The organism is Pseudoduganella plicata (assembly GCF_004421005.1).
In the GTDB taxonomy this organism is placed as follows: domain Bacteria; phylum Pseudomonadota; class Gammaproteobacteria; order Burkholderiales; family Burkholderiaceae_D; genus Rugamonas; species Rugamonas plicata.
The window spans coordinates 1087577-1112332 of sequence record NZ_CP038026.1; the positions used below are offsets into that span (position 1 = coordinate 1087577).

26 protein-coding genes and 1 pseudogene are annotated in these 24756 nt (G+C 64.4%); 12 read left to right on the forward strand and 15 right to left on the reverse strand.

Translation table 11 applies throughout. From position 1 onward, the window contains the following. Positions 1-230: 230 nt before the first annotated feature. Positions 231-2036 carry an amidohydrolase gene (locus tag E1742_RS04655; protein WP_206076732.1) on the reverse strand — a complete coding sequence of 602 codons (1806 nt, stop codon included), beginning with the start codon at positions 2034-2036 and terminating at the stop codon, positions 231-233. A 484-nt stretch (positions 2037-2520) separates the two neighbouring features. On the opposite strand from E1742_RS04655, the gene E1742_RS04660 reads away from it, so the two are divergent. Next, a complete protein-coding gene (locus tag E1742_RS04660) occupies positions 2521-3393 on the forward strand; it encodes a helix-turn-helix domain-containing protein (RefSeq protein ID WP_134383771.1) in 873 nt (290 codons plus the stop codon). Positions 3394-3430: 37 nt separating this feature from the next. Here the strand turns inward: E1742_RS04660 and E1742_RS04665 are convergent, their stop codons facing one another. The 3 genes from E1742_RS04665 to guaB all read right to left on the reverse strand — a co-directional run bounded on the left by E1742_RS04665 (position 3431) and on the right by guaB (position 7559). Next, entirely contained in the window at positions 3431-4066 is a 636-nt protein-coding gene (locus E1742_RS04665) for a hydrolase (protein WP_134383772.1), read from the reverse strand. Between the two features lie 349 nt (positions 4067-4415). Then, the gene (gene guaA / locus E1742_RS04670; RefSeq protein WP_134383773.1) at positions 4416-6026 is read right to left on the reverse strand and encodes a glutamine-hydrolyzing GMP synthase; all 1611 of its coding nucleotides are present in this window, start codon (positions 6024-6026) and stop codon (positions 4416-4418) included. 72 nt (positions 6027-6098) lie between these two features. Further along, entirely contained in the window at positions 6099-7559 is a 1461-nt protein-coding gene (guaB, locus tag E1742_RS04675) for an IMP dehydrogenase (protein WP_134383774.1), read from the reverse strand. 155 nt (positions 7560-7714) lie between these two features. Between guaB and E1742_RS04680 the strand changes: the two genes are divergently transcribed. Further along, positions 7715-8203 (forward strand): DUF4124 domain-containing protein, encoded by a 489-nt coding sequence (locus E1742_RS04680; protein ID WP_134383775.1) that lies wholly within the window; start codon positions 7715-7717, stop codon positions 8201-8203. Between the two features lie 101 nt (positions 8204-8304). Further along, entirely contained in the window at positions 8305-8634 is a 330-nt protein-coding gene (locus tag E1742_RS04685; RefSeq protein WP_134383776.1) for a helix-turn-helix domain-containing protein, read from the forward strand. On the opposite strand, the gene E1742_RS04690 is transcribed toward E1742_RS04685, so the two are convergent. The 3 genes from E1742_RS04690 to E1742_RS04700 form a co-directional block, all read right to left on the reverse strand. Continuing rightward, positions 8609-9253 (reverse strand): hypothetical protein, encoded by a 645-nt coding sequence (locus tag E1742_RS04690; RefSeq protein ID WP_134383777.1) that lies wholly within the window; start codon positions 9251-9253, stop codon positions 8609-8611. The genes E1742_RS04685 and E1742_RS04690 overlap by 26 nt on opposite strands. A gap of 129 nt (positions 9254-9382) precedes the next feature. After that, entirely contained in the window at positions 9383-9679 is a 297-nt protein-coding gene (locus tag E1742_RS04695; protein WP_134383778.1) for an RnfH family protein, read from the reverse strand. Between the two features lie 3 nt (positions 9680-9682). Continuing rightward, on the reverse strand, positions 9683-10114 hold the full coding sequence (locus tag E1742_RS04700) for a type II toxin-antitoxin system RatA family toxin (protein ID WP_134383779.1): 432 nt from the start codon (positions 10112-10114) through the stop codon (positions 9683-9685). Positions 10115-10259: 145 nt separating this feature from the next. On the opposite strand from E1742_RS04700, the gene smpB reads away from it, so the two are divergent. From smpB to E1742_RS27355, 6 genes and pseudogenes are all read left to right on the forward strand, one after another. After that, positions 10260-10709 (forward strand): SsrA-binding protein SmpB, encoded by a 450-nt coding sequence (gene smpB / locus E1742_RS04705; RefSeq protein ID WP_134383780.1) that lies wholly within the window; start codon positions 10260-10262, stop codon positions 10707-10709. A 2-nt stretch (positions 10710-10711) separates the two neighbouring features. Next, positions 10712-11014, forward strand: a complete 303-nt coding sequence (locus tag E1742_RS04710) for a hypothetical protein (protein ID WP_134383781.1) — start codon at positions 10712-10714, stop codon at positions 11012-11014. Positions 11015-11126: 112 nt separating this feature from the next. After that, entirely contained in the window at positions 11127-11813 is a 687-nt protein-coding gene (locus E1742_RS04715; protein WP_134383782.1) for a hypothetical protein, read from the forward strand. After that, complete coding sequence (locus E1742_RS04720; protein WP_134383783.1) at positions 11813-12352, forward strand: FlgO family outer membrane protein; 540 nt, start codon at positions 11813-11815, stop codon at positions 12350-12352. The genes E1742_RS04715 and E1742_RS04720 overlap by 1 nt, the downstream gene beginning before the upstream one ends. Positions 12353-12405: 53 nt before the next feature. After that, positions 12406-12981 carry a DUF1349 domain-containing protein gene (locus E1742_RS04725; protein WP_134383784.1) on the forward strand — a complete coding sequence of 192 codons (576 nt, stop codon included), beginning with the start codon at positions 12406-12408 and terminating at the stop codon, positions 12979-12981. A 500-nt stretch (positions 12982-13481) separates the two neighbouring features. Continuing rightward, a pseudogene (locus tag E1742_RS27355) lies at positions 13482-13571 on the forward strand (PEPxxWA-CTERM sorting domain-containing protein); the annotation flags it as partial. 86 nt (positions 13572-13657) lie between these two features. On the opposite strand, the gene E1742_RS04735 reads toward E1742_RS27355, so the two are convergent. Continuing rightward, positions 13658-14632, reverse strand: coding sequence for a GlxA family transcriptional regulator (locus E1742_RS04735; RefSeq protein WP_134383785.1), 975 nt, complete (start codon positions 14630-14632; stop codon positions 13658-13660). A gap of 114 nt (positions 14633-14746) precedes the next feature. Between E1742_RS04735 and E1742_RS04740 the strand changes: the two genes are divergently transcribed. Both E1742_RS04740 and E1742_RS04745 read left to right on the forward strand, forming a co-directional pair. After that, entirely contained in the window at positions 14747-15637 is an 891-nt protein-coding gene (locus tag E1742_RS04740) for an MBL fold metallo-hydrolase (RefSeq protein ID WP_134383786.1), read from the forward strand. A gap of 86 nt (positions 15638-15723) precedes the next feature. Beyond that, positions 15724-16272: a cysteine hydrolase family protein gene (locus tag E1742_RS04745; protein ID WP_134383787.1), complete on the forward strand. Its 549-nt coding sequence runs from the start codon at positions 15724-15726 to the stop codon at positions 16270-16272. A gap of 1 nt (position 16273) precedes the next feature. On the opposite strand, the gene E1742_RS04750 is transcribed toward E1742_RS04745, so the two are convergent. After that, positions 16274-17140, reverse strand: coding sequence for an NAD-dependent protein deacetylase (locus E1742_RS04750; RefSeq protein WP_134383788.1), 867 nt, complete (start codon positions 17138-17140; stop codon positions 16274-16276). Positions 17141-17221: 81 nt separating this feature from the next. Continuing rightward, the gene (locus E1742_RS04755) at positions 17222-17980 is read right to left on the reverse strand and encodes an SDR family NAD(P)-dependent oxidoreductase (protein WP_134383789.1); all 759 of its coding nucleotides are present in this window, start codon (positions 17978-17980) and stop codon (positions 17222-17224) included. A gap of 140 nt (positions 17981-18120) precedes the next feature. Here E1742_RS04755 and E1742_RS04760 point away from each other — a divergent pair, with 140 nt between their 5' ends. Then, positions 18121-19011 carry an AraC family transcriptional regulator gene (locus tag E1742_RS04760; RefSeq protein ID WP_134383790.1) on the forward strand — a complete coding sequence of 297 codons (891 nt, stop codon included), beginning with the start codon at positions 18121-18123 and terminating at the stop codon, positions 19009-19011. Between the two features lie 23 nt (positions 19012-19034). Here the strand turns inward: E1742_RS04760 and E1742_RS04765 are convergent, their stop codons facing one another. The 5 genes from E1742_RS04765 to ppsA form a co-directional block, all read right to left on the reverse strand. Continuing rightward, positions 19035-20168 carry a hypothetical protein gene (locus E1742_RS04765; protein WP_134383791.1) on the reverse strand — a complete coding sequence of 378 codons (1134 nt, stop codon included), beginning with the start codon at positions 20166-20168 and terminating at the stop codon, positions 19035-19037. 10 nt (positions 20169-20178) lie between these two features. Further along, entirely contained in the window at positions 20179-20598 is a 420-nt protein-coding gene (locus E1742_RS04770) for a DUF4259 domain-containing protein (protein ID WP_134383792.1), read from the reverse strand. 18 nt (positions 20599-20616) lie between these two features. Further along, complete coding sequence (locus tag E1742_RS04775; protein WP_134383793.1) at positions 20617-21567, reverse strand: SPFH domain-containing protein; 951 nt, start codon at positions 21565-21567, stop codon at positions 20617-20619. A 36-nt stretch (positions 21568-21603) separates the two neighbouring features. Further along, positions 21604-22023: an NfeD family protein gene (locus E1742_RS04780; protein ID WP_134383794.1), complete on the reverse strand. Its 420-nt coding sequence runs from the start codon at positions 22021-22023 to the stop codon at positions 21604-21606. 101 nt (positions 22024-22124) lie between these two features. Further along, positions 22125-24560, reverse strand: a complete 2436-nt coding sequence (ppsA, locus tag E1742_RS04785) for a phosphoenolpyruvate synthase (protein ID WP_134383795.1) — start codon at positions 24558-24560, stop codon at positions 22125-22127. Positions 24561-24756 lie beyond the last annotated feature (196 nt).

The window sequence follows — 24756 nt, forward strand, 5'->3', positions numbered from 1 at the left end:
TTGCTTCGCTACCGGTCAAACCCGATCGGATTGATCCCTTCAAACGCGCGTTCCACGAGGTCGCTCATCTATTGTCGCGCGCGAAGGCATGCCTTGCCATCCTTCCTACAGCGCACCACTGGCGTTGAGCGCTGAAGTCGCCGTCGGATCGCAATGGCCGGAACTGCCCGATTGCGGCACCGGCCGCCAGCAGAAATGGAAGGCCGAGCCATGCCGCACGCATGCCCACCTCAGCGGGCCTGGTAATAGCCGCCGAAGTGCCTGATCGGCGACCAGGCCGGCAGCACATCGGGCAATGCCGGTGCCAGGGACTGGTAATCCTGCGCGCCATACACCACCCGGCCATCCATGACGGTCAGCACCGAGGACACCGACGCAATCTGGGATTCCGGGACCGTGAAGTAGTCCCGGTCCAGCAGCGCGAAATCGGCGAGCTGGCCGGGCGCGATCATGCCCATCTCGGTTTCGGTGTTCATGAACCATGCCGCTTTGCGGGTGAACAGCCCCAACGCTTCGGCCCGCGACAGACGGTTGTCCCTGGCCAGCACTTCGCTTCCGGAGACCGCCTTCCCGGACACCATCCAGCTGATCCCGACCCACGGATTGTACGAGGCTGCCCGGAAGCCATCCGTCGTCATGGCCAGGGGTATGCCGCTGTCGACCAGCTGTCGCAGGCGTGGGGTCAGCAATGCCTTGTCGCGGCCGTGGGTCTTGATGAAGCCGTCGCCATGGAAGGCCATCTTGGTGTCCAGGGCGATTCCGCCGCCCAGTGCCTTGACCCTGGCGATATTTGCGGGACTGATGGTCTCGGCATGTTCGAGGCTCCAGCGCAAACCGTCCAGCGGCGTCTTCTGATTCAGCTTTTCGAGCGCATCGAGGAACGGCGTGATGTTCTCGTTGTAGGTGATGTGCAGGCGGAACGGGATGCGCCGCTGGACCAGTTTGGCGACGTCGCGCTCCACCAGCTGCCGCATCATCTCCGGTTCAATGATGACCGCCGGACGGTCGAAATTTTCGTGATCGTGCACGTCGCCCGCCAGCACTTCACCGGTGCCACGGTAGACATGGCCATGCGCCAGGTGTGGGTGCAGGTTGTGCCCGGGAGCGATTGGCGCCGTCCTGGTGATCGCGGTGATCTCCGCGTCCACCATGTTGCCGGTGCCGTCTCCAAACTGGATGTCGACGAAGGGCATGCGGATGTTAAGCCGGTTGTCGCGTGCGACGACGTCCACGGTGCGCTGGCCCTTGGGATACTCGCGAAAGCCGGTGCCCGCGTCGATGGCCGAGGTGATCCCGAAGCGGTTCAGGCTGTGGATTGTATGGATCAGCGAACTGACTTCCTCATCGAAGCTGAGCTGGGGAACCATGGTTTCCATGACGATGAACATGAAGGTGAAGCCGTGCACTACGCCCGTGTACCTGCCCTGGGCATCCTTTTCCAGCTCGGTACCCGGAAACTTTGGGAACGCGTCGGTGCCTACGCCAAAGGCATCCATCGCCTGCTGATTCATGAAGCCGCGGTTATAGGCGTACTGCACGATCATCGGACGATTGGGGACGGCCTTGCGGAGTTCCTCCATGGTGGGAAAGCGCTGCTCCTCGAACTGGTAGGGAGACCAGCCGCCGATCACCTTGACCCAGTGACCTTCCGGCGTGCGTTTGGCCTGCTCCCTCAGCATTGCGAGGGCACGGCGTAACGTCGGCACACCGTCCCATCGAAGTGTGTAGTTGAATCCTCCTTCATTGAGCACGTGGGTGTGCGCGTCGATGATGCCGGGGATGAGCCGCCGACCGCGGGAATCGATCACGCGGGTCCTGGTGCCTTTCAAACCCAACACCTCCGCATCCGTGCCTACCGAGAAGATGCGGCCATTCCTGACCGCCAGGGCGGACGCTGCGGGTTGTGCCGCGTTGCCGGTGAATATCCTGGCGTTGTGAACGATCAGGTCTGCGCCTGACGCCTCTTGCGCGGCTTGTGCATGGGTATCGCTTGCGACACTCATCACGATGAATCCGATCAGTAATAGTAGTTTCACTGCCATTCCCCATTGATGGATTGAAAAGAACAACGCGCAGTACCGGTTATTCGTCGGCGAGCGTGACTTCGCAGCGATGTGCGTTGATGGAAACAATGCTACTGACTCGGTACAGCCCAGTCACTGATCGATCCTGCTGGTGACAGCACGATTTGCTCATCCAAATGACGTCACAGCAAAATTGATCTGTCCAGCGCGGGAATAGACATTGCTGCGCTTGCACGAGGTGGCTATCGTCCTGGTACCAATGTTTTTTGTTATTGATGCGATAAAATGAAGGAGCACGATGTGGACTGCAACTCTCACTTCCGGGCGATATGGCGCATCGCGATTGGCAACCGGCACAAGGCCGCGGAATTCAGGAAACGGCATGCAGGACCATTAAATCGCGCGCCGTGCGGGCATGGGTGAACCCTCTGCGAGCCCGCATCACTTCGTGAGTGCGACGCGCCTCAACCACCACCATCAACTCCCAATATTTCTCATGGCAAACCATATTGCACTTCCGGAGAATCTGCTCGATGTGGCCAGCGTTGGCCGCACCTGGAATGGCGTCGACGTCGAGATCACCGAGTTTTTCGGCTCGGGCCGGGTGCTGCACAAACTGGCGCACGCTGACCAGACGCGGCTGGGCATGATGCTGGATGAAGTCGGCGAAGGCCGCAGCGAGCCGCGGCTGCGCAGCAATACGCCCTGCCCGGTAGACTACAAACCACGCCAGATGCACTACACACCTGCGGGGATGGAGCTGTGGGGGTACAGCGAACACATCCGCTACGCCCGTGACATCAATCTGTGCTTCGATATCGACGCGCTTGGCGAGCGCTGCGACATCGAAGGGTGGCGCGGCCTCGCCGACACCCCAAGGCTGCGATTCAACGACGATGGCATCTTCGCACTGATCAACTTGCTGGTGGACGCGGTACAAGATCCGGATCCCTCCGCGCAGCTGTACGGCGATGCGCTCGTGACCGCAATCGCGATCCGGCTCTACCGGGGCAGTCAATCCCCCGTCAAGGGTCCGACCAGGCTGTCGCCATTGCAGTTGAATGATGCGCTGGGCTTCCTCGAAGCGAACCTGCCTTCGAAGGTCGACCTGGCAACGCTGGCGAAACTCGCCGGTCTGTCTCAATCCCACTACCACCGGGCTTTCAAGGCCTCTACCGGCCTGGCGCCCTACGCATGGCAGCTGCAGGCGCGCATCGAGCGCTCAAAGGCACTGTTGCTCGACACCTCAGGTTCGCTCGAGGACGTGGCTGAAGCGACCGGTTTCGCGGATGCCGTCCACTTCGGCCGGACCTTTCGCAAACTGACGGGCGCGACACCGGCAGCCTGGCGCAGGGACCGCTTCAACTAGGCAAGGGCGAGGTGTACGCCCTCCCCGATGTTCAGGCCTAGCCCGCCGATTGCAGCAGCTGAATTTCCCAGGCCAGCGCGACCCCGCTTGCGCCACCGTGCTCCAGCACCACGGCCGATAGCTCGGTGGCCGATTCCACACGCGCCCAGTCGCGCTGCCACTCGGAGATCACCGCCATCCAGGTCATCGGAACGGCACCAGCCTGCACCATCCGGCGCACCGCCATGTCATGTGCTTCGGACGACACGCCGCCCGACGCATCGGTCACGATGTACACGTCGTAGCCTTCGCCCAGCGCCTGGATCGCCGGCATGGCCAGGCAGATCTCGGTCCACAGCGCCGCCAGGATAAGCTGTTTGCGGCCGCTCTCTTTCACCAGGTCGGTGACGTTGGGGTCCTGCCAGGTATTGATGAACGTGCGATTGATCGGCTTCTGGTCGGGGAATACCTCTTGCAGCCCCTTGATCAGATTGCCGCCGCGCTCTTCGATGACCGTCGTAAGAATGGTCGGGACGTTGAAAACCTTCGCGGCCTTGGCCAGGCCGACAACGTTATTGACAATCATGGTTGGTTCGTGACTGTGCAGGTTGGCAAACTGGTAGGGCTGGTGGTCGATGAGCACGACAATGCTGTCTTCGGGACGAAGCAGTGCGGGGAGACCGTTTTTGTGCATGGGAAGCTCCTTCATGGATGTGGCGTTGGGACACCGTGTGGGAAGAAGCGGAACAGGCGGCAAGCGCCAACTGTCCGTCTCCAGAAGATGGTGCCATGTCAGGCCGTGGGTGACACTGTCCTGCCTTGCGCAGGACAGTCTGAATTGATCATCCAGCGTGGCACGCGCGTTTCCGTTGCTGTGTATCGGGCACCTTTAGCGGTCCTTGCGCCTTCTAGCCGGCTTTCGTGCGTGCAGAATGGCGCTTAGAGCCGAATTGTCAGCCGAAGCATAAAAAAAAGCCCCTGAAAAATCAGGGGCTTAATCTTGCTGAACTGCCTGTGAATGGTTGAGCGTTCAGGCTAGCTCATCATTCCCACTCGATCGTCGCCGGCGGCTTCCCGGAAATATCATAAACAACGCGATTCAACCCACGAACCTCGTTAATGATGCGGTTAGAAACCTTACCCAACAACTCATGCGGCAGATGCGCCCAATGCGCCGTCATGAAATCCTGCGTTTGCACGGCGCGCAGCGCGACGACGTAGTCGTACGTGCGGCCATCACCCATCACGCCCACCGATTTCACCGGCAGGAACACGGCAAACGCCTGCGACGTGGCTTCGTACCAGTTGGTCGGCACGCTGTCCTGGTCGAAGCCCGGCACGACCGTGGCGACATACGGCGTGTTGCGCAGTTCTTCGATGAAGATCGCGTCCGCGCGGCGCAGCAGGTCGGCATACTCTTTCTTCACTTCGCCGAGGATGCGCACGCCCAGGCCCGGGCCCGGGAACGGGTGGCGGTAGACCATGTCGTGCGGCAGGCCGAGGGCGACGCCCAGTTTGCGCACTTCGTCCTTGAACAGTTCGCGCAGCGGTTCCAGCAGCTGCAGCTTCATGTCTTCCGGCAGGCCGCCCACGTTGTGGTGGCTCTTGATCGTCTGGCCCTTCTTGCCCTTGCCGGCCGATTCAATGACGTCCGGGTAGATCGTGCCTTGCGCCAGCCATTTCGCGTTGGTCAGCTTGCTTGATTCGGCGTTGAACACCTCGACGAATTCGGCACCGATGATCTTGCGCTTCGCTTCGGGGTCCGTGACGCCGGCCAGCTTGCCCATGAACTGGTCGACGGCGTCCACGCGGATCACCTTGACGCCCAGGTTCTTGGCGAACATGTCCATCACCATCTTGCCCTCGTCCAGGCGCAGCAGGCCGTGGTCGACGAAGACGCACGTCAGCTGGTCGCCGATGGCGCGGTGGATCAGCGCAGCCGCGACCGACGAATCGACGCCGCCGGACAGGCCCAGGATGACTTCGTCCGTGCCGACCTGCGCGCGGATCTTCTCGACGGCCTCGCTGATGTAGTCCGGCATGTTCCAGTCGGACTTGCAGCCGCAGATCTCATGCACGAAGCGGCCCAGCATGGCCTTGCCCTGCACCGTGTGCGTCACTTCCGGGTGCCATTGCACGCCGTAGAAATGGCGCTCGTCGTCGCCCATGCCGGCGATCGGGCAGCTTGGCGTGCTCGCCATCAGCTTGAAGCCTGGCGGCATGTCCAGCACCTTGTCGCCGTGGCTCATCCACACTTTCAGCATGCCGTGGCCTTCGCTGGTGACGAAGTCGTTGATGCCGTTCAGCAGCGCCGTGTGGTTGTGCGCGCGCACTTCGGCGTAGCCGAATTCGCGCACGTGGCCATTCTCGACCTTGCCGCCCAGCTGCGCGGCCATCGTCTGCATGCCGTAGCAGATGCCCAGCACGGGCACGCCCAGCTCGAACACGGCCTGCGGTGCGCGTGGCGAATCGCCTTCCAGCGTCGAATTGTGGCTGCCGGACAGGATGACGCCGGCGGCGCCGTAGTTGCGGACGAATTCGTCGGACACGTCGTACGGATACACTTCCGAGAACACGCCGGCATCGCGCACGCGGCGCGCGATCAGCTGGGTTACCTGGGAGCCGAAATCGAGGATGAGGATTTTAGAGTGCATTGAATGGACTGTAGTAACTGGGAAACCGGGATATGTAAAAACGCCGGCGCGCGGCCGGCGTTCGAGGACAGCTTATTCCGAACGGTAGTTCGGCGCTTCCTTGGTGATCTGCACGTCGTGCACGTGCGATTCGCGCATGCCCGCCGACGTGATTTCGACGAATTCCGCTTTTTCGCGCAGCTCGTCGATCGTGGCGCAACCGCAGTAGCCCATCGACTGGCGCACGCCGCCGACCAGCTGGAAGATGATCGCCAGCACGGAGCCTTTATAGGCCACGCGGCCTTCGATGCCTTCGGGGACGAACTTGTCCGCCTTGGCCGAGGCTTCCTGGAAGTAGCGGTCGGCCGAGCCTTCGGCCATCGCGCCCAGCGAACCCATGCCGCGATACGACTTGTACGAACGGCCCTGGTACAGGATCACTTCGCCCGGGGCTTCCTCGGTACCGGCAAACATCGAACCCATCATGACGGTCGATGCGCCGGCCGCCAGGGCCTTCGAGATGTCGCCGGAGAAGCGGATGCCGCCGTCGGCGATGCACGGCACGCCCGTGCCTTCCAGTGCCTGCGCCACGTTCGAGATCGCGGTGATCTGTGGCACGCCGACACCGGCGACGATGCGCGTGGTGCAGATCGAGCCGGGACCGATGCCGACCTTGACCGCGTCCGCGCCGTACTCCACCAGCGCCTTGGCGGCGGCCGCCGTGGCGATATTGCCGCCGATGACGTCCACGTGCGGGTATTTCGTCTTGATGTATTTCACGCGGTCGAGGATGCCCTGCGAGTGGCCGTGCGCCGTGTCGACGACCAGCACGTCCACGCCGGCCTGCACCAGGAGGTCGATGCGCTCTTCATCCTTGGCGCCGACGCCCACTGCCGCACCGACCAGCAGCTTGCCGTGCTGGTCTTTCGAGGCGTTCGGGTGTTCCGTCGACTTCTGGATATCCTTGACGGTGATCAGGCCGCGCAGTTCGAACGCTTCGTTGACGACAATCACGCGCTCCAGACGGTGCTTGTTCATCAGGCGCTTCGCTTCGGTCGTATCGGCGTCCTCGTTGACCGTTACCAGCTTTTCGCGCGGGGTCATCTTGGCGCGCACTTCAGCGTCCAGTTCCTGCTCGAAACGCAGGTCGCGGTTGGTGATGATGCCGACGACTTCCTTGCCTTCGACAACCGGGAAGCCGCTGATGCCATACTGCTCCGTCAGCTTGATGACGTCGCGGATCTTCATGTCCGGCGGGATCGTGATCGGGTCGCGCAGCACGCCCGCTTCGAAACGCTTGACCTTGGCCACCTCGCGGGCCTGGTCGGTCGGACGCAGGTTCTTGTGGATGATGCCGATGCCACCCTCCTGCGCCATGGCGATCGCCAGACGCGCTTCCGTCACCGTATCCATCGCGGCCGACAGCAGCGGGATATTCAGGGTGATGTTGCGGGTCAGCTTCGTGCGGAGGGACGTGTTGGCAGGCAGAACGTTCGAGTACGCTGGAACGAGGAGCACGTCATCGAACGTGAGTGCTTTTTGGAGTAGACGCATAGTACATTTCCTATCGGCGCAAAAGTGAATTATACAGAAGTTCACCTCGCTCGTCATTGCAGGCCGGCAAAACGGCCGCTTTTTTCGCGTGTTCGGTTGACTTTAGCGGGTAATCGGGGTGAAATCGACGGAAGATTCTGCAAGGAAAGAACCACATGAAGACCAGGCTGACATTGGGGCAGGCGCTCGTTGCCACTGCCATGCTGGGCGCTTGCGGCGTCGTTCACGCCCAGTGGGCATGGAAGGATGCCAACGGACGACCGGTCTATTCCGACCAGCCCCCGCCAACGTCCGTGCCCGCCACGCGGATCTTCAAGGCGCCGCGCGGACAGATGCCGGACGTCCGACCGCAGCCCGAGCCCACTGCATCGAAAGCACCGCCGACGCTCGCCGAGCGCAATGCGGCATACGAGCAGCGCCGTGCCAGCGCTGCCGAACAGGCCGCGAAACAGGCCGACGAAGCCAAGGCCACGAGGGCTCGCGCCGCCAGCTGCGAGAGCGCCCGCAGCAACCAGCACGCACTGGACGGCGGCGCCCGCATCGCCCGCTTCAACGCCCAGGGCGAACGGGAGTTCCTGACGGACGCACAGCGCGCCGAGGCGTCAAAACGCAACGCCGCGCTGGTGGCCGAGCATTGCCGCTAGCTCGCACGTTTGATGTGGCGCAAAGCCCGCGGCGAAGGGAATGGCTGACTCAGCAATATAAGTCAGACTGGCCGAAACCCTATAATCTCCCGCGAGCGACCATGAATGCATTCTCCGACGTCCAGATCATCAACGGCCCCAACGGCGAGCCTGTCTACGTCGTTATCCCTTACGAAACGTATATGCAGACGCAGTCGTGCCACAGCGGCCACGTGCCGCACCAGGTGATCGGCTCTATCGCCGAGAAGGGCTGGACGGCCGCACGGGCCTGGCGCGAGTACCTGGGGCTGACCCAGCAGGAGGTGGCGGAACGGATCGGCATCAGCCAGCCCGCCTATGCGCAGCAGGAGGCAGGACTGCGGCCCCGGAAGGCCACGCGCGAGAAGATCGCGGCGGCCATGGGGATCAAGTCGGGGATGCTGGATCTGTAGCGTCGGGCCGGGGAGCTTCCAGCTTCATCTGGTGTTCGACCAGCGTGCGGACGATGGTGCCGGGCATCGCGCATTCTTGCGTTGCAAGTGAGCGCAACTCATCCGATGCAATGCCGCTCAATGCCGCGGTCCGCAACGACGCAGCCTCCTCGGGGCGGCCCAGCCCGTCCAGAATGGCGCCGGCCAGACGCACGTCAGCCATGAATGCAGAAAGCTCCGCCCCCAGCCGCGGTGCCGTCCAGGGTGCCGGCAGCAACGGTTCGCCCTCCGCCAGCTCGTTCAGCTGATTCAGTCTCGCCAGAGGTTGCGGCATGTACTGTCCGGCCAGCTCGAAGTCCCCGGCCGCGACGATTGCCGGCAACGCAAGGAACGCCTCGCGTTGTGCCTCCTCGGGCCGGACGGCGCTCAGCCGCAGGAACAGGTCGTAAGTCGCACGCGGCTGCTCCAACGCCTCATCCAGCCGGACGATAAACATGAACCGGGAGCGCGGCCAGTGCGCCGTTTGCGCGCCGAAGATGCAATCGCCGGCCAGCAGGCGGCGCGCCTGGTCGTCGCGCGCCGAAGCCAGCGCCGTGCGTGCCGGGACGTACTCTTCGGCAAGCTGGCTCCACTCGAACATGGTGATGAACTCCCGGCCGGGCTCCCTGGGCATCCCTGTCGACCTGCGCGTACGAGCGCAGCAGGATTTCGAGCGCATCCGCGTGGCGCCCCTCCTGCCGCGCCGAGACGGCCAGTGCGATCTCGTCAGTCATGATTCACCGGCGCTGTCCTTCTTCGCGCGCCGGCGCCGCGCATTCTTCGGGTCAACAATCAGCGGGCGGTAGATTTCCACGCGGTCGCGTGCCTGCAGCACGGTATCGAGCGTCTTTTTCTTGCCGTAGATCCCGACGGGCATCGTGACGAGGTTGATCTCGGGCGCGTCCTGCAACATGCCGGACTGCTCGATGGCCTGGCCGATCGTCGTGCCCGCATCCACTTCCATGGCGCGCAGCAGTGGATTCGGGCCGCTGGCGTAGCACAGCGAGATCTTGATGCGTTCGGCCATGGATCAGCCGTACACCGTCTCGGCCCGCTTGGTAAACGAGTCGACCATGCTGTTGGCGATCATGCCGAAGACGGGGCCGACGACCTGCTCCAGCAGGCGGCTGGAGAATTCGTACTGCAGGTCCAGTTCCACCTTGCAGGCGTCCTCGCGCAGCTCCTTGAACGTCCAGACACCGGTCAACGTCTTGAACGGCCCGTCGACGAGGCTCATGTTGATGGCCGTGGGCGGCGTGTTGGTGTTGGCCGTCGTGAAGCTCTGGCGCACGCCGTGGAAATTGATGCCCACGCTGGCGACAACCCGGTTGTCGCCTCGCTCGCGCACCTCGACCCCGCCACACCAGGGCAGGAATTTGGGATAATCCTCGACCCGGTCGACCAGATCGAACATCTGCCTGGCGCTGTATCCCAGCAAAACTGACTTGTGCACTACTGCCATTCTTTAACCGTTTGCTATCATGTTGAAAAAAGCGAGTGGTTTCAGAAAGCCTGCACAAATTTTGCGCAAGATTTTTGAAACAGCCTCCCGCGCCGTTGCGCGATAACCGTAGTTTAACCGACCCGCGCCCAAGACCACATTACTCATGACTATTGCCGACAACCGCAAAGCCTTCCACGACTACTTCATCGAAGACCGCTTCGAAGCGGGCATCGTGCTCGAAGGGTGGGAAGTCAAGGCGATCCGCGATGCGCGCGTCCAGATCAAGGAAGCCTACGTTACGATCCGCGATAACGAACTCTACCTGTTTGGCGCGCACGTCAGCGCACTGCCGACCGCCTCCACCCACATCCACCCGGAAGCCGTGCGCACCCGCAAGCTGCTGCTGCACCGCAAGGAGATCGACAAGCTGATCGGCAAAGTCGAGCGCTCCGGCTACACGCTCGTGCCGCTGAACCTGCACTACAAGGGCGGCCGCGTCAAATGCGAGATCGGCCTGGCCAAGGGCAAGAAGCAGCACGACAAGCGGGCCACCGAGAAGGATCGCGACGCCAATCGCGAGGTGCAGGCGGCGATGAAGCAGAATCGGCGGTGATTATGAGACCCTACGACGATAATCGGATACCAGACGCCAATCGTCTGGCCTGGTACAGCCTGGCGATCGGCCTGCTGAGCTTTGGTGTCGCTCTGCTGATCCTGAATGAGACATTCGGCGGCTGCGGCTGGCGCGTTGGCAACTGTATTGGCGACGTCAAGTGGACGTTGGGAATCGGCGGCGTGATCGGCACCCTGACGGGGCTGCGCTCTTTCGTCAGTTCGCCATGGCAGCGATGGCTCAGTTGCGTGGCGCTATTGGTCAGCGGCCTCGCTGTTGCGGCAGCCTGCGCCCTGAATATGTAAGGCTCATAACCGCCTGACAACCCGTCGCATGCGAACCACGCGACGGCCGCATTCGATTTCCACAGGGAAACACCCATGCTACACTGACGGCTGACCATCACCGGCTGTTCCCATGTTCGCCAAAGTCCCCCATATCGCTCTCGCGGCCAGTCTTGCCGCCACCCTTGCCGGCTGCGTCGTGCCGTATTCGCCGACACCCGTTGCCACCAACTTCCCCACGTCGCGCCAGGAAAAGCTGCAGGCGGCGGCGCACTGGACGACGGTTGCCGATCACATCGAGCAACGCGTCGTGACGGACATGAAGAAGCATCCGAACCGGCCGTTCTACATCGCCGAGGACAAGGATGCGTCGCCGTTCCAGAAGGCCGTCACCACGCAATTGGTGACGTCGCTCGTCAAGGACGGCTACGTTGTCGCGCGCACGCCAACGGGTGCATGGAAGCTGGAACTGGATATCCAGGCCGTCACATTCACGCGAAACCGCCCCCAGTACCGCTATTCCGGCGCCGCCACGGCGCTGGCGAACGGCGTCTGGGTGCTGTCCGACATCAATCCGACCATCGGGGCGATCGGCGTGGCGGGTGCCGCCGACGCCTTCCACTGGTTCCACAGCCAGTTCGCGCCCGGCGCGACGCCGAAGACGGAGCTGATCGTCACGCTGTCGGCCGGCGACCAGTACCGCTATTACGCGCGCTCCACGGCGGCGTATTATGTGGCCGACACGGACCGTGCGTTGTACGGCATCAAGGAAGAGGACACGCAATTGACCAAAGTGTTCAAAGTGCAGGGAGGCCGCTGATGCGCGCGTTCGCTCCCCTGCTCGTTGCTGGCCTGCTGGCCGGCTGCGCCGCCACGCCCGCGAAGGACGAACCGAACTATGCGACGGTCGCATCGAACGGGTTCGTCTCCGCCAACTATACCGCAGCCGACAAGCTGCTGATGCAGCTGAGCGGCAAGCTGGCCGCCGACAAGCCCCTGATCATGGCCACCGTCGTCAATATCGACGCACTGGACCAGACGTCGACCCTGGGTCGCCTCGTTTCCGAACAGATTTCCACCCGGATGGCGCAAGGCGGCCTCAAGATGCTGGAAATGAAGCTGCGCAACAATGTCTACCTGAAGCGCAACCAGGGCGAACTGATGCTGACGCGCGAAATCGGCGAAGTGGCGCAGACCCACAACGCGCAGGCGGTCGTCGTCGGCTCCTATGCCGAGACCAGCGATATGGTCTTCATCAACATCAAGGTGGTCCAGCCGCAAAGCAATTTCGTACTGGCCGGGCATGACTACGTGCTGGCCAAGGAAGGCATCGTGCGGTCAATGCTGCTGTCGCGCTGACAATCAGGATATAGTGGCGTTTTCGACAACCGCATCGATAACGACGGCGCCACATGTTCTCCCACTGCACCTGGCTCAACGAGCCTGCTGACTACACCGTCAACGCCGACAGCCTGCGCGTCGTCACCGACAACGCCACCGACTTCTGGCGCATCACCAGCTACGGCTTCATCCGCGACAGCGGCCACGTGTTCGGCCGCTCCGTCGAAGGCGACTTCACGGCGCAGGTGCGCGTGCAGGGCGACTTCCGCGAGCTGTACGACCAGGCCGGCCTGATGGTGCGCATCGACGAGCGCCAGTGGATCAAGGCCGGCGTCGAGTTTTCCGATGGCGCGCTGATGCTCAGTACCGTGCTGACGGCGGAGCACTCCGACTGGGCCACCGCCAGCGCGCCGCCGCTGCCGGACGGCTTCTGGCTGCGCGTGACGGTCGCCAGCGGCGCCATACGCGTGCAGTATTCCGCCGACGGCAAGGTGTGGCCGCTGCTGCGGCTGGCGCCCTTCCCGGCCGCCGGGCGCTATTTTGTCGGTCCCATGTGCTGCACGCCGGAGCGGGCCGGGCTGACCGTTGTGTTCAGCGAGTTTACCGTCGGTCCCGCGCTGCCGAAAGACCTGCACGATCTCACCTGACGCCGGCGGCGAAACCGCCGCGATGCTTCGCTGGGGCCGCGTTGCGTCGTCCCGGCTTTTCTTCGCCGACGAGGTTGCTTCGTACATGCCAGCAGCCTACCGTGGAAGAGCACCCACGACGGTTCGTGAACGCGGCATCGGGCGTTACCAGTGTTGCGGCAGCATACGCTGGGCCCAGGCTGACGAATCAGGAGCCCACAATGAAAGCTCTCGCTGCTGCGCTGGTGGCCGCCGTCGCGCTCACCTCCATCACGGCCCACGCCGCAAACCGGATTGACACGCAAGGCTCCAGCTTTGCGTTTGCCTAAGATCGGGAACCGCCTCTGGGCATGACCTTGCTGTCGGACGAAGCCGGGACCGACCTCCCTGTCTTCTCAAGCGCGGCAACATCAGCCCGAAGGCAGGAAATCTTCTTGAATTGGCCTGACGGCAACCAAGGTTGGTTTCAGAGTGCCCTGGCATCCATTCACGCTTCGGATGTGGTTCTGACCTTCCAGGCAGCGGCGGTGCCGGAACCAGCCACGTATGGGATGTTGCTCGGCGGCCAGGGCATGCTGGGCTTCGCGGCGCGTCGCCGAAGGGCACGGTGACCAGCTGACGTTGCGGTCCATAACGACCTGCGCCGACAGCTTGCGGTTGCTGGTCAAACCGTGCGGAGTTAAGCGCAACCACAGCTTTATCGCTGCTCGGCGCCCGCTTTCTCCCCGAACGTGCGCCGCCAGTCCCTGGGGCTGACGTGGAAGCGCTTCTTGAAATGCTGGCGCAGTGCCAGCGGGGTCTGGAAGCCCGTCAGTTCGGAGATCCTTTCGACGGGAATGGCGGTCGTTTCCAGCAGCTCCCGCGTCTGCTGCAGGCGCTCGTTGACCAGCCAGTCGCCCAGCGTCATGCCCGTCGCCTTGTGGAAGTGGCGGGTAAAGGTGCGTCGGCTGGTCGCGGCGCGGGCTGCCAGGTCGTCGATGCTGTGCTGCGTGGCGAGATTCTCGCGCAGGTAGTCGAGCAGTCGATTCACCTGCGAATCTTCGGTGGAAGCAGCCACGGGCTGCTCGATGAATTGCGCCTGGCCGCCCTCGCGATGCGGCGGAATAACCATCGTGCGCGCCACCTTGTTGGCGATCTTCGGCCCGCACCATTCGCGCACGAGGTAAAGGCAGCAGTCGAGGCCCGCCCCCGTGCCTGCCGACGTGATCAGCCGCTCCTCGTCGACGTACAGCGCGTTCATGTCGAGCTTCACGCGGGGGAACCGCACGCTGAAATCGGCCTCGGCCATCCAGTGCGTCGACGCCCGCCGGCCGTCCAGCAAGCCGGCATACGCGAGCACATACGCGCCGTAGCACAGGCCGACGACATACGCGCCTCTGGCATGGGCACGTGCCAGCGCGGCAACCAGTGCGGCATCGGGACGTACGTTCAGGTCGTGCCACCCCGGCACCACCACGATGTCCGCGATGTCGACCAGTTCCAGGCCGCCGTCCGGCTGCACTGTCATCGCGCGCTCCGCCGCCAGTGGCCGGGCGTCCGACGAGACGATGCGCAGCTCGAACAGGCGCCCTTCCGGCAACTGCGCACTGAACATCATGTACGGCACGGAGAAGTGAAAGGGGCTGAAATCGGGGTAGACGATCAGGGCGACAATGGGCAAACGTGCGGTCATGGGGAAGAATTTCGTCTGGTGGCCCGAAAACATCGGTAATTGGCATGCGGGTCAATATTAGCGCCGACGGCCTGCCGCCACAATAGCGCTATCGACACCTCAACGGAGCAGCACATGCAACGACAGACAGCCCTGGCCCTTCTCTTTTCCCTGACCCTTGGCGCGGCAAGCGTCCCGGCCCTCGCGGCCCCCGCAACCGGACCGGCGGCAGCGAAGCAGCCGGTCCAGGTCCAGCAGATCCGCAACGCGACGGCGCGGATCGGCTATGCGGGAAAGACCTTCCTGGTGGATCCGTTCCTGGCAAAAAAAGGCACTTACCCGGGCTTTCCAGGCACCTTCAACAGCCAGCTGCGCAATCCGCTTGTCGAATTGCCGATGCCGGCACAGGACGTGCTGCGCGGCGTGGACGCGGTGATCGTGACCCATACCCACCTCGACCACTGGGACGGCGGCGACCAGCAGTTCGTGCCGAAAGCCATCCCGCTGTTCGTGCAGGACGAAGCCGACGCCGCGCTGATACGCGGCCAGGGTTACACGAACGTCCGGATCCTTGGCGAGGACACGCAGTTTGAAGGCGTGCAGCTGACGAAGGTCAAAGGCCAGCACGGTACGGATGCGATGTACCGCGTCGCGCCCCTGGCCGAGAAGCTCGGCAAGGCAATGGGCATCGTGTTCCGAGCCCCGGGCGTAAAAACCGTCTATGTCGTGGGCGACACCGTCTGGCAAGGCGGCGTGGACCAGACGCTGGCGAAGTTCAGGCCCGACGTGATCATCCTGAACGCGGGCGACGCGCGCATGGTCGGTTTCACGGGCTCCATCATCATGGGCAAGGACGACGTGCTGCACGCGGTGCAGAGCATGCCGAATGCGACGATCATCGCCACGCATATGGATGCCATCAACCACATGACGCTGAGCCGCAAACAATTGCGCGAACACCTCAGGCAGCACGGCATCCAGGATCGCGTACGCATTCCGGCAGACGGCGAGATCGTCAAGTTCTGAACGTTACAGGGTCGCTCACGCGGCCCCCTCCCTGGCAAGGCGCGGCACGCGCCGTTGCAACCACCGTTTCATCGAAAGGACATCCCATGAACAAACGCGCCGTTGTCGTCGTCGACCTGCAAAACGAGTACCTGCCCGGCGGCAAGCTGCCGCTGGAAGGCATCCACCACGCCCTTGACAATGCTGCCCGCGTCATCGCAGACGCCAGGACCAAAGGCGATCTGGTGATCAATGTGCGCCACGAAGCCGCCGCAGCCGATGCGCCATTCTTCACACCAGGCACGGACGACGTGCATATCCACGACACCGTGGCACCGGCCGAAGGTGAGCCCGTCATCGTCAAGAACTTCCCGAATTCGTTCCGCGATACCAACCTGAAGGCGTTGCTGGACCAGCACGGCGTCGAAGAAGTGACCGTCGTGGGCGCCATGAGCCATATGTGCATCGACGCCACCACCCGCGCCGCCGCGGACCTCGGCTACAAGACGAAGGTCGTGCACGATGCCTGCGCCACGCGCGACCTCGAGTTCAACGGCGTCACCGTTCCCGCGCTGCAGGTGCACAGTGCGCTGATGTCCGCGCTGGCGTTCGGCTATGCCGACGTGGTCGGCACGGACGAGTACCTGGCCGGCTGAATCAGGCGACTTCGGCGCCGTCGAGCATGCGGGCCACCTGCGGCAGCACCTGCTGCGCCGGCAGCGCCAGCTTCAGGCCGATCAGGTCGTCCGCACGGGTGCGGCCCACGTTGACGGCCGCGATAGCCTTGCCCGCCGCGGCGGCCAGCCTGGCGAAGCGGAAGCCGGAAAACACCATCAGCGACGAGCCGACGACGAGCAGCGCGTCCGCTTCGTCCATCCAGCCCAGCGCAAGCTCGGTACGGTCGCGCGGCACGTTGTCGCCAAAGAAGACGACGTCAGGCTGCAGCATGCCGCCGCAGACCTCGCAGTCCGGCACGACAAAGTGTTCCAGCGACTCCGGCTCAAGCTGCGCATCGCCGTCCGGCAGCGGCTGCGCCAGGACGTCGGCCAGCGCCGGGTTGTCGCGCAGCAGGCGCACCTGCAGCTCGGCACGCGACTGCCTGCGCGCGCAAGCCAGGCAGCGCACCGTATGGATATTGCCGTGCAGTTCGATCAGGCTGTTCGTACCCGCGCGTTGATGCAGGCCGTCGACGTTCTGCGTGATGACGCGGCCGATGCGGCCTGCGTGTTCCAGCCGCGCCAGTGCGAGGTGCCCGTCGTTCGGCTCGGCCTCCGCCAGCACGGGCCAGCCTACCATGCTGCGCGCCCAGTAGCGGCGGCGCAATGCATCGGAGCGGCGGAACTCCGGGCCTTCCGTCGGCGGACGGCCGCGCCGGATGCCTTCGGCGTCGCGGTAGCCGGGAATGCCGGAAGCGGTGGACAGGCCGGCGCCCGTCAGGACAAGCACGCGGCGGTGCGTATCGAGGAAGTCGGCCAGGCTTTCAAGGGTGTGCTCCGGCGTGGCGGCAGGCGTCGTGGAAGTCATGGGCGAATGCTAGCACCAACCACGGTTTGGTGCGTAGCGGCGCCGGGTCACGAACCAGGCGCCGCCCGTCGTGCCCGGGCATCAGATGCCCTGCCCTCCGGATACCTCGATCCGCTGCGCCGTCACCCAGCGGTTGTCGGGCGCCAGCAGGCTGGCGACCATGGGCCCGATATCGTCGGGCACGCCGACCCGGCCCAATGCCGTCATGCCGGCGAACAGCCGGTTCAGGTCGGGGTTGTCGCGTACGGCGCCGCCGCCAAAATCGGTCTCGATGGCGCCGGGCGCCACCGTGTTCACGGCAATGCCGCGCGCGCCCAGTTCCTTGGCGAAGTAGCGCGTCAGCACCTCGACGGCGCCCTTGACCGCGGCATAGGCCGCATAGCCGGGGAACGCAACGCGGGTCAGGCCGGAGGACAGGTTGACGATCCGGCCGCCATCGGCCATCAGCGGCAGCAATGCCTGGGTCAGGAAATACACCCCTTTGAAGTGCACGTCGACAAGGCGGTCGAACTGCGCTTCGCCCGTCTCGCCCAGCAACGCATAGTCGCCATGGCCGGCATTGTTGACCAGGTGGTCGATGTGGTCGCGTTGCCAGTGTTCCCTCAACGCTTCGCGCAGCTGCGTGGCGAAGGGCTCGAACGTGGTCGTGTCGCCAACATCGAGCTGGAACGCCAGCGCCTTGCGGCCCAGTGACTCGATCTCGGCGACGACCGATTGCGCCGCCTCTGCCTCGCCGCGGTAGGTAATGATGATGTCGCCGCCGCGGCGAGCGATGGCCAGCGCGGTGTTGCGGCCGAGGCCGCGGCTGGCGCCGGTGATGAGGGAAATGGTGGTGTGCATGACGATGCTCCTTGAACGTGTTGTCGGGAGCTCATATGTTGCGGTCAGGCGACCCGCGCCGGTTGCCGGAAATTCGCCAGGTCTTGCTCGATCCTCCAGTGCCCGCTGCGCCCACGGCGCCGACGGTGTACTCTGTTGCCATGAATACGCTACTCGATGCCGTGCGACAGTACACCGAGGCGCACGCCGGCAAGGACGGCGTGGCCGCCACGTCCGTTCCCGGACTGACGACGGTGCGCGCCTGCGCCCCCAGCGGCTTGATCCACGGTATCCAGCGGCCACTGGTCTGTCTGGTCCTGCAAGGCAGTAAAGAGGTCACGTTCGGCACGCAAAGCCTGGATTTCCATGCCGGCGATTCGCTGCTGATCACTGCCGATGTGCCGACCGTCAGCCAGGTCACCCGCGCCAGCCGGGCCGAACCCTATCTGGCGCTGGTGCTGGAACTGGACCCGGCCATCATCGCGGAGCTGGCGGCACGCATCGCGGACGATGCCGAAGAATCGGGACTGCCAGTCCGCTCGGAACGCACGGACGACGACATCGCCGCCGTGGCGCTGAGGCTGGTACGTTTGCTCGATCGTCCAGCGGCCGTTCCCGTCCTGCACGAGCACCTGCTGCGCGAGCTGCATTACTGGCTGCTGGCGGGCCGGCACGGGGTCGCGCTGCGGCGGCTGGGTGCCGTCGACAGCCGCTACCGGCGGGTGGCGCGGGCGGTGGCACTCCTGCGCGCCCAGTTCTCGAAGCCGGTACCGGTCGCGAACCTGGCCGAGGCCGCCGGCATGAGCGTATCGTCGCTGCACGAGCACTTTCGCGCGGCGACGTCGCTGTCGCCGCTGCAGTTTCAGAAGCAATTGAGATTGATCGAGGCACGGCGCCTGATGGTGGCGGAAGGCGCCAGCGCCAGCAGTGCGGCGTTTGCGGTGGGTTACGAGAGCGTGCCCCAGTTTACGCGGGAGTACAGCCGGCTGTTCGGCCAGCCGCCCGTGCGGGCTACCCAGGCAGTGCGCGAACGTGCACTGACGGCGATGTAGCCGGGCCGTCCCGCGTTGCGCCGTCAGCGCTCGACTGGCCGGAAGCGCAATGTATTGATCAGCGTATTGGTCGTGTCGACATCGGCCAGCGTTTCGGCCGACACCCGCAGCAGGCTGCGTTCGCGCACGCGGATCAGCTCATCGATCAGCACCTGCCGCGGCAGCGCGGCGCGGGCGATCGCTGCCGGCTGGATGCCGTCGTAGCTGCCATAGCCGGCGTTCAGCGTCGCGAGTGCCTGACGCGCGCCCGCTTCGTCCAGCCCGCGGACCTGCGCCGGTGTGCCGTCGGGCTGCTCGGACAGCTGGCTGGCGAGCGTCTCGAAGGACACGCGGTTCAGCTGGCCGGCCGTCTGGCGGTAGAACTCCAGCGCCTTGCCCTGCAGGCCACGCGGATCGAAGGCGCGCAGCGCATCGCGGCCCTGTAGCCCCCCGGCGCGCAGCAGGAACGTGGCGGCGCGGGCAAAGGTGTCGCTGTCGGCCGTGTTCAGCAGCGCGGCCACGGCCGGCACGCTGTCCGGCGAACCCACCCACATCAGCACTTCCAGTACGCGGTTGACGACGGCGGAATCGCCCAGCAGAGCGCGCAGGTGGCGCTCTGCCGCGCTGCCGTACTGGCCATACAGGTAGATGCAGACGGACGTCTCGTCCAGCGTGGTGCCCTGCTGCGGCAGCAGGACCGTGACCTGCCCGCGCAGGAAAACCTTGTCCATCAGCGGCAGCAGGCGCGCATCGCGCTCACGCGCCATCGCATGCACGAAGCGGAACAGCTGGCCGCCCTGCGATTTCGGTACGGCGCCATCCGGATCGATGCGCAGCAGCGCCTGCAGCGCCAGCGGCGTGTCCGCCGGCTCGCCCAAGGCCCGCAGGAAGTAGCCCACGTCCAGCAGCATCAGCTGGCTGGGCTTCGGCCTTTTCAGCTCCAGCGCCAGCTCGCGCCGCAGCACGGGCAGCGCCTCAAGCCTGTGGTTGCCGAACCAGCGCCAGGCCGCATCGAGCTCGCCGCGCTGGCCGATGCCTTGCTGCGCATCGGTGGCCGTCGGCAGCGCGCGCATCTGCGCCAGCCGGGCAAGCGTCTCTTCCGCCACGGGCGCGGCCGCGGCCAACCCGTGCACGCACAGGGCGAACGCCAGCGCCGTCAATCTCTTCGTTACCGCCATCGTCATCCCGTCAGCCTTGCAGGCGCGCCTTCTGCGCCTCGACGCCGGCCCGCCACTGTTCATAATGTTCGCTGTCCTGCCACAGCTCGCGCAGTTCCGATCGCTCCGACAGGATCATGTCCAGCGCCCGCCCCGCCTTCTCGAACAGGTCCGTGCGCAGGCGGAAGCGGCCCTTGATGGCGCCGACCCAGTCGTCCACGTGCCGGGTGTCCTCATCGGAGACGCCGCCGCGCTCGTACAACCGCAACAGCGCCTCCACGGCGGCGATGCCCTCGGCGCCGTAGGGCGCCTCCAGCACCTCCGCGCCCGCCGCCGACAGCACGTTGTCCAGCGTGTTCTCGATGAAGTACAGGTCGTTCGATTCCTGCAGATCCTCCGCCCAGTCCTGCGCGAAGTCGTTGCCGTATGGGCCGATGTCCCAGGTTGCCACTCTTCTCTCCCGCCGTTCCTATGTATTCGGGCGCACCAGCGTGCGCTCCGGCTGCTGTGTCTTGACGACCTGCATGGCGGTCGCAATCAGGCTGCTCATGTCGCCCAGGTTGGCTGGTACGATCAGCGTATTGTTGGTCTTGGCCAGCCGGCCGAACGCGTCGACATACTGCTCCGCCACCCGCAGATTAACCGCTTCCACGCCGCCGGGTTGTTCGATTGCCGCACCCACCTGGCGCAGCGCGCCTGCCGTCGCTTCCGCAATCGCCGTGATCGCGGCGGCCTCGCCCTGCGCGCGGTTGATCGCGGCCTGCATCTCGCCTTCCGAACGGGCGATGGACGCCTCCCGTTCGCCCGTGGCGATATTGATCTGTTCCTGCTTGCGCCCTTCCGACGCGGCGATCAGCGCGCGCTTGCCCCGCTCGGCCGTGATCTGCGCCTGCATTGCATGCAGGATGTCCGCCGGCGGCGTCAGGTCCTTGATCTCGTAGCGCAGCACCTTGACGCCCCAGTTGGCAGCCGACTCGTCGATGGCGTTCACGACTGCCGTGTTGATATGGTCCCGTTCCTCGAACGTCTTGTCCAGCTCCATGCGGCCGATCACGGAGCGCAGCGTCGTCTGCGCCAGTTGCGTGATCGCGGCCACGTAGTTGGACGAGCCGTACGACGCGCGCATCGCATCGGTCACCTGGAAGTACAGGATGCCGTCCACCTGCAGCTGGGTGTTGTCCTTGGTGATGCAGACCTGCGACGGCACGTCCAGCGGGATCTCCTTCAGGATGTGCTTGTAGGCGATGCGGTCGATGAACGGCACGACGATGTTCAGGCCCGGTCCCAGGGTCGCGTGGTATTTGCCGAGACGCTCGACAACCCAGGCATGCTGCTGCGGCACCACGTTGATCGTCTTGAAGACGAAGACCAGCGCGACGATCAGGATGACCAGCGTGACGCTGCCGAATGTAATGTCCATTTCAGTTTTCCCCTTGTTTTTGTTCAGCCGCCGAAATCAGCCTGCCACAATCAGCGTGCTGCCGCGCACTTCGCGGATGGTGAACATGCCGCCGCGGGCCTCGGCGCCTGGCGCCAGCTCGACGTCCCACAGCGCGCCGCGGTACATCACTCGCGCCGCGCCGTCGACCCAGTGCGTCACCTGCACCGTCTGGCCGATATCGAGATTGATGTTGGGGTCGCGCTGCGCGTCGGCGCCGGCGGTCTTGCCATAGCGGCTGCGCCGCAGCAGCACGGTGGCGACGATGCCGACGATGGCCGCGGCCAGCATCTGCCCCGGCAGGTCCACGCGCAAGAATGCCATGAGTGCACCGGCCAGCGCGCCGATCGCCACCATCAGCAGGTAAAACGTCCCGCTGAACAGCTCCAGCGCCACCAGCACGCCGGCGGCGACAAGCCACATGATCCAGTCAGCCATGTTCCTTCTCTCCTGAAAGTGAAAAACCCCCGCGGCCCGAAGGGCGGCGAGGGTAACAATAAAGTAAAACTTTACAGTTGTGTAGTGAATTTATGTGGCGGCTATTTCTGCAGCGCGGCCAGCTTCTGCCACGTGTCGATCACCGAGTCCGGATTGAGCGACATCGACTCGATGCCCTGCTCCATCAGCCATTCGGCCAGGTCGGGGTGGTCCGACGGGCCCTGGCCGCAGATGCCGATGTATTTGCCTTGTTTTCTGCAGGCCGAAATCGCCATCGACAGCAGCGCCTTGACGGCCGGATCGCGCTCGTCGAAGTCGGCCGCCAGCAGCTCCATGCCGGAGTCGCGGTCCAGGCCCAGGGTCAGCTGGGTCAGATCGTTCGAACCGATCGAGAAGCCGTCGAAGTATTCGAGGAACTGGTCGGCCAGCACGGCGTTCGACGGGATCTCGCACATCATGATGAGGCGCAGGCCGTTCTCGCCGCGCTTCAGGCCATTCTTCGCCAGCAGCTCGACGACCTTCTGCGCCTGGCCGATGGTGCGCACGAACGGCACCATGATCTCGACGTTGGTCAGGCCCATTTCTTCGCGTACCCGTTTCATCGCCACGCATTCCATGTTGAACGACTCGGCAAAGTCGGCCGCCAGGTAGCGTGCAGCGCCGCGGAAACCCAGCATCGGGTTTTCCTCGTCCGGCTCGTAGCGCGAGCCGCCGATCAGCTTCTTGTACTCGTTCGACTTGAAGTCGGACAGGCGCACGATGACGGGCTTCGGCCAGAACGCGGCCGCGATCGTGGCGATGCCTTCGGCCAGCTTGTCGATGTAGAACGCCTTCGGCGAAGCATGGCCGCGCGCCACCGATTCCACGGCCTTCTTCAGGTCCGGGTCGATGTTCGGGTATTCCAGGATCGCCTTCGGGTGCACGCCGATGTTGTTGTTGATGATGAACTCCAGGCGCGCCAGGCCGACGCCGGCGTTCGGCACCTGCTGGAAGTCGAAGGCCAGCTGCGGGTTGCCCACGTTGAGCATGATCTTCGTCGGCAGCTTCGGCAGCTCGCCGCGCGCCACTTCCGACACTTCCGTTTCCAAGAGGCCGTCGTAGATCTTGCCTTCGTCGCCTTCGGCGCAGGAGACCGTGACGAACGTGCCGTCCTTGAGCACATCGGTCGCGTCGCCGCAGCCGACGACGGCCGGCACGCCCAGCTCGCGGGCGATGATGGCCGCGTGGCAGGTGCGCCCGCCGCGGTTGGTGACGATGGCCGAGGCACGCTTCATGACCGGTTCCCAGTTCGGGTCCGTCATGTCCGCCACCAGCACATCGCCCGGCTGCACGCGTTCCATTTCGGACGGATCGCGGATGACGCGCACGGGACCGGCGCCGATCTTCTGGCCGATCGCGCGGCCCGAGGCCAGCACGGTGCCGGTGGACTTCAGGCGGAAGCGCTGCTGCGCATCCGTCGGCTTCTGCTGCGACTTCACCGTCTCGGGACGCGCCTGCAGGATGAACAGCTTGCCGTCACGGCCGTCCTTGCCCCACTCGATGTCCATCGGACGGCCGTAGTGGTTCTCGATGATGACGGCGTATTTCGCCAGCTCGACCACTTCCGCATCCGTCAGCGAGTAACGATTGCGCAATTCGATCGGCACGTCCACCGTCTTCACGGAACGCCCGGCTTTCGCTTCGTTCGTGAATTCCATCTTGATCAGCTTCGAGCCGATGTTGCGGCGGATGACGGGCGACTTGCCCTGTTCCAGCATCGGCTTGTGGACGTAGAACTCGTCCGGATTGACCGCACCCTGCACCACCGTCTCGCCCAGGCCGTAGCTGGACGTGATGAACACGACGTCCTTGAAGCCGGACTCGGTGTCGAGCGTAAACATGACGCCGGCGGCGCCCACGTCCGAGCGCACCATGCGCTGCACGCCGGCCGACAGCGCCACTTCGGCGTGCGTGAAGCCCTTGTGCACGCGGTAGGAGATGGCGCGGTCGTTGTACAGCGATGCGAACACGTGCTTCATCGCGTCCAGCACGTTGTCGATGCCGACGACGTTCAGGAACGTCTCCTGCTGGCCGGCGAACGACGCGTCCGGAAGGTCTTCCGCGGTCGCGGAGGAGCGCACGGCAAACGACATCTCGGCATCCGAATCGGCCACCAGGCGTTCGTAGAAGTTGCGGATTTCCTGTTCCAGGCGTGGCTGGAACGGCGTCTCGACGATCCACTGGCGGATCTCTGCACCGGCCTGCGCCAGCGAGCGGACGTCGTCGATATCGAGGTTGGCCAGGCGGTCGGCGATGCGTTCGGCCAGCGGCTTGCCGCCGTCGATGCTGTGGGAAAGGAAATCGCGGAACGCCTGCGCGGTCGTGGCGAAGCCTGTCGGTACGCGCACGCCGGCACCGGCCAGCTGGCTGATCATCTCGCCCAGCGACGCGTTCTTGCCGCCGACGGACTCGACGTCCGTCATGCGCAGGTCTTCGAACGCGGCGACATACACCGTATCCCCCGCCAGACCCGGCTCCTTCAGTACTGCGTTAGACATGTTGGTCATCATGACACCCTTACACTAGATAGAAAGCTGTGCGGGGTGCCGGCCATCGCGCTTGCAACGTCAGTACCCCAGGACGTCCGCGAGCTGCCGCACCGTTACCGCCGGCGTGCACCGCCGCTGTCGGGACAGCGCGCGCATCTGCCGGCTTCGTGCCGCGGTCCCCTCGCGGGTATCCGGTATTCTTGAT

Coding starts and splice junctions, on each gene's coding strand:
- E1742_RS04660 (WP_134383771.1), top strand. CDS start 2,521: ATGGCAAACCATATTGCACTTCCGGAGAATCTGCTCGATGTGGCCAGC.
- E1742_RS04665 (WP_134383772.1), bottom strand. CDS start 4,066: ATGCACAAAAACGGTCTCCCCGCACTGCTTCGTCCCGAAGACAGCATT.
- guaA (WP_134383773.1), bottom strand. CDS start 6,026: ATGCACTCTAAAATCCTCATCCTCGATTTCGGCTCCCAGGTAACCCAG.
- guaB (WP_134383774.1), bottom strand. CDS start 7,559: ATGCGTCTACTCCAAAAAGCACTCACGTTCGATGACGTGCTCCTCGTT.
- E1742_RS04680 (WP_134383775.1), top strand. CDS start 7,715: ATGAAGACCAGGCTGACATTGGGGCAGGCGCTCGTTGCCACTGCCATG.
- E1742_RS04685 (WP_134383776.1), top strand. CDS start 8,305: ATGAATGCATTCTCCGACGTCCAGATCATCAACGGCCCCAACGGCGAG.
- E1742_RS04690 (WP_134383777.1), bottom strand. CDS start 9,253: ATGTTCGAGTGGAGCCAGCTTGCCGAAGAGTACGTCCCGGCACGCACG.
- E1742_RS04695 (WP_134383778.1), bottom strand. CDS start 9,679: ATGGCCGAACGCATCAAGATCTCGCTGTGCTACGCCAGCGGCCCGAAT.
- E1742_RS04700 (WP_134383779.1), bottom strand. CDS start 10,114: ATGGCAGTAGTGCACAAGTCAGTTTTGCTGGGATACAGCGCCAGGCAG.
- smpB (WP_134383780.1), top strand. CDS start 10,260: ATGACTATTGCCGACAACCGCAAAGCCTTCCACGACTACTTCATCGAA.
- E1742_RS04710 (WP_134383781.1), top strand. CDS start 10,712: ATGAGACCCTACGACGATAATCGGATACCAGACGCCAATCGTCTGGCC.
- E1742_RS04715 (WP_134383782.1), top strand. CDS start 11,127: ATGTTCGCCAAAGTCCCCCATATCGCTCTCGCGGCCAGTCTTGCCGCC.
- E1742_RS04720 (WP_134383783.1), top strand. CDS start 11,813: ATGCGCGCGTTCGCTCCCCTGCTCGTTGCTGGCCTGCTGGCCGGCTGC.
- E1742_RS04725 (WP_134383784.1), top strand. CDS start 12,406: ATGTTCTCCCACTGCACCTGGCTCAACGAGCCTGCTGACTACACCGTC.
- E1742_RS04735 (WP_134383785.1), bottom strand. CDS start 14,632: ATGACCGCACGTTTGCCCATTGTCGCCCTGATCGTCTACCCCGATTTC.
- E1742_RS04740 (WP_134383786.1), top strand. CDS start 14,747: ATGCAACGACAGACAGCCCTGGCCCTTCTCTTTTCCCTGACCCTTGGC.
- E1742_RS04745 (WP_134383787.1), top strand. CDS start 15,724: ATGAACAAACGCGCCGTTGTCGTCGTCGACCTGCAAAACGAGTACCTG.
- E1742_RS04750 (WP_134383788.1), bottom strand. CDS start 17,140: ATGACTTCCACGACGCCTGCCGCCACGCCGGAGCACACCCTTGAAAGC.
- E1742_RS04755 (WP_134383789.1), bottom strand. CDS start 17,980: ATGCACACCACCATTTCCCTCATCACCGGCGCCAGCCGCGGCCTCGGC.
- E1742_RS04760 (WP_134383790.1), top strand. CDS start 18,121: ATGAATACGCTACTCGATGCCGTGCGACAGTACACCGAGGCGCACGCC.
- E1742_RS04765 (WP_134383791.1), bottom strand. CDS start 20,168: ATGGCGGTAACGAAGAGATTGACGGCGCTGGCGTTCGCCCTGTGCGTG.
- E1742_RS04775 (WP_134383793.1), bottom strand. CDS start 21,567: ATGGACATTACATTCGGCAGCGTCACGCTGGTCATCCTGATCGTCGCG.
- E1742_RS04780 (WP_134383794.1), bottom strand. CDS start 22,023: ATGGCTGACTGGATCATGTGGCTTGTCGCCGCCGGCGTGCTGGTGGCG.
- ppsA (WP_134383795.1), bottom strand. CDS start 24,560: ATGTCTAACGCAGTACTGAAGGAGCCGGGTCTGGCGGGGGATACGGTG.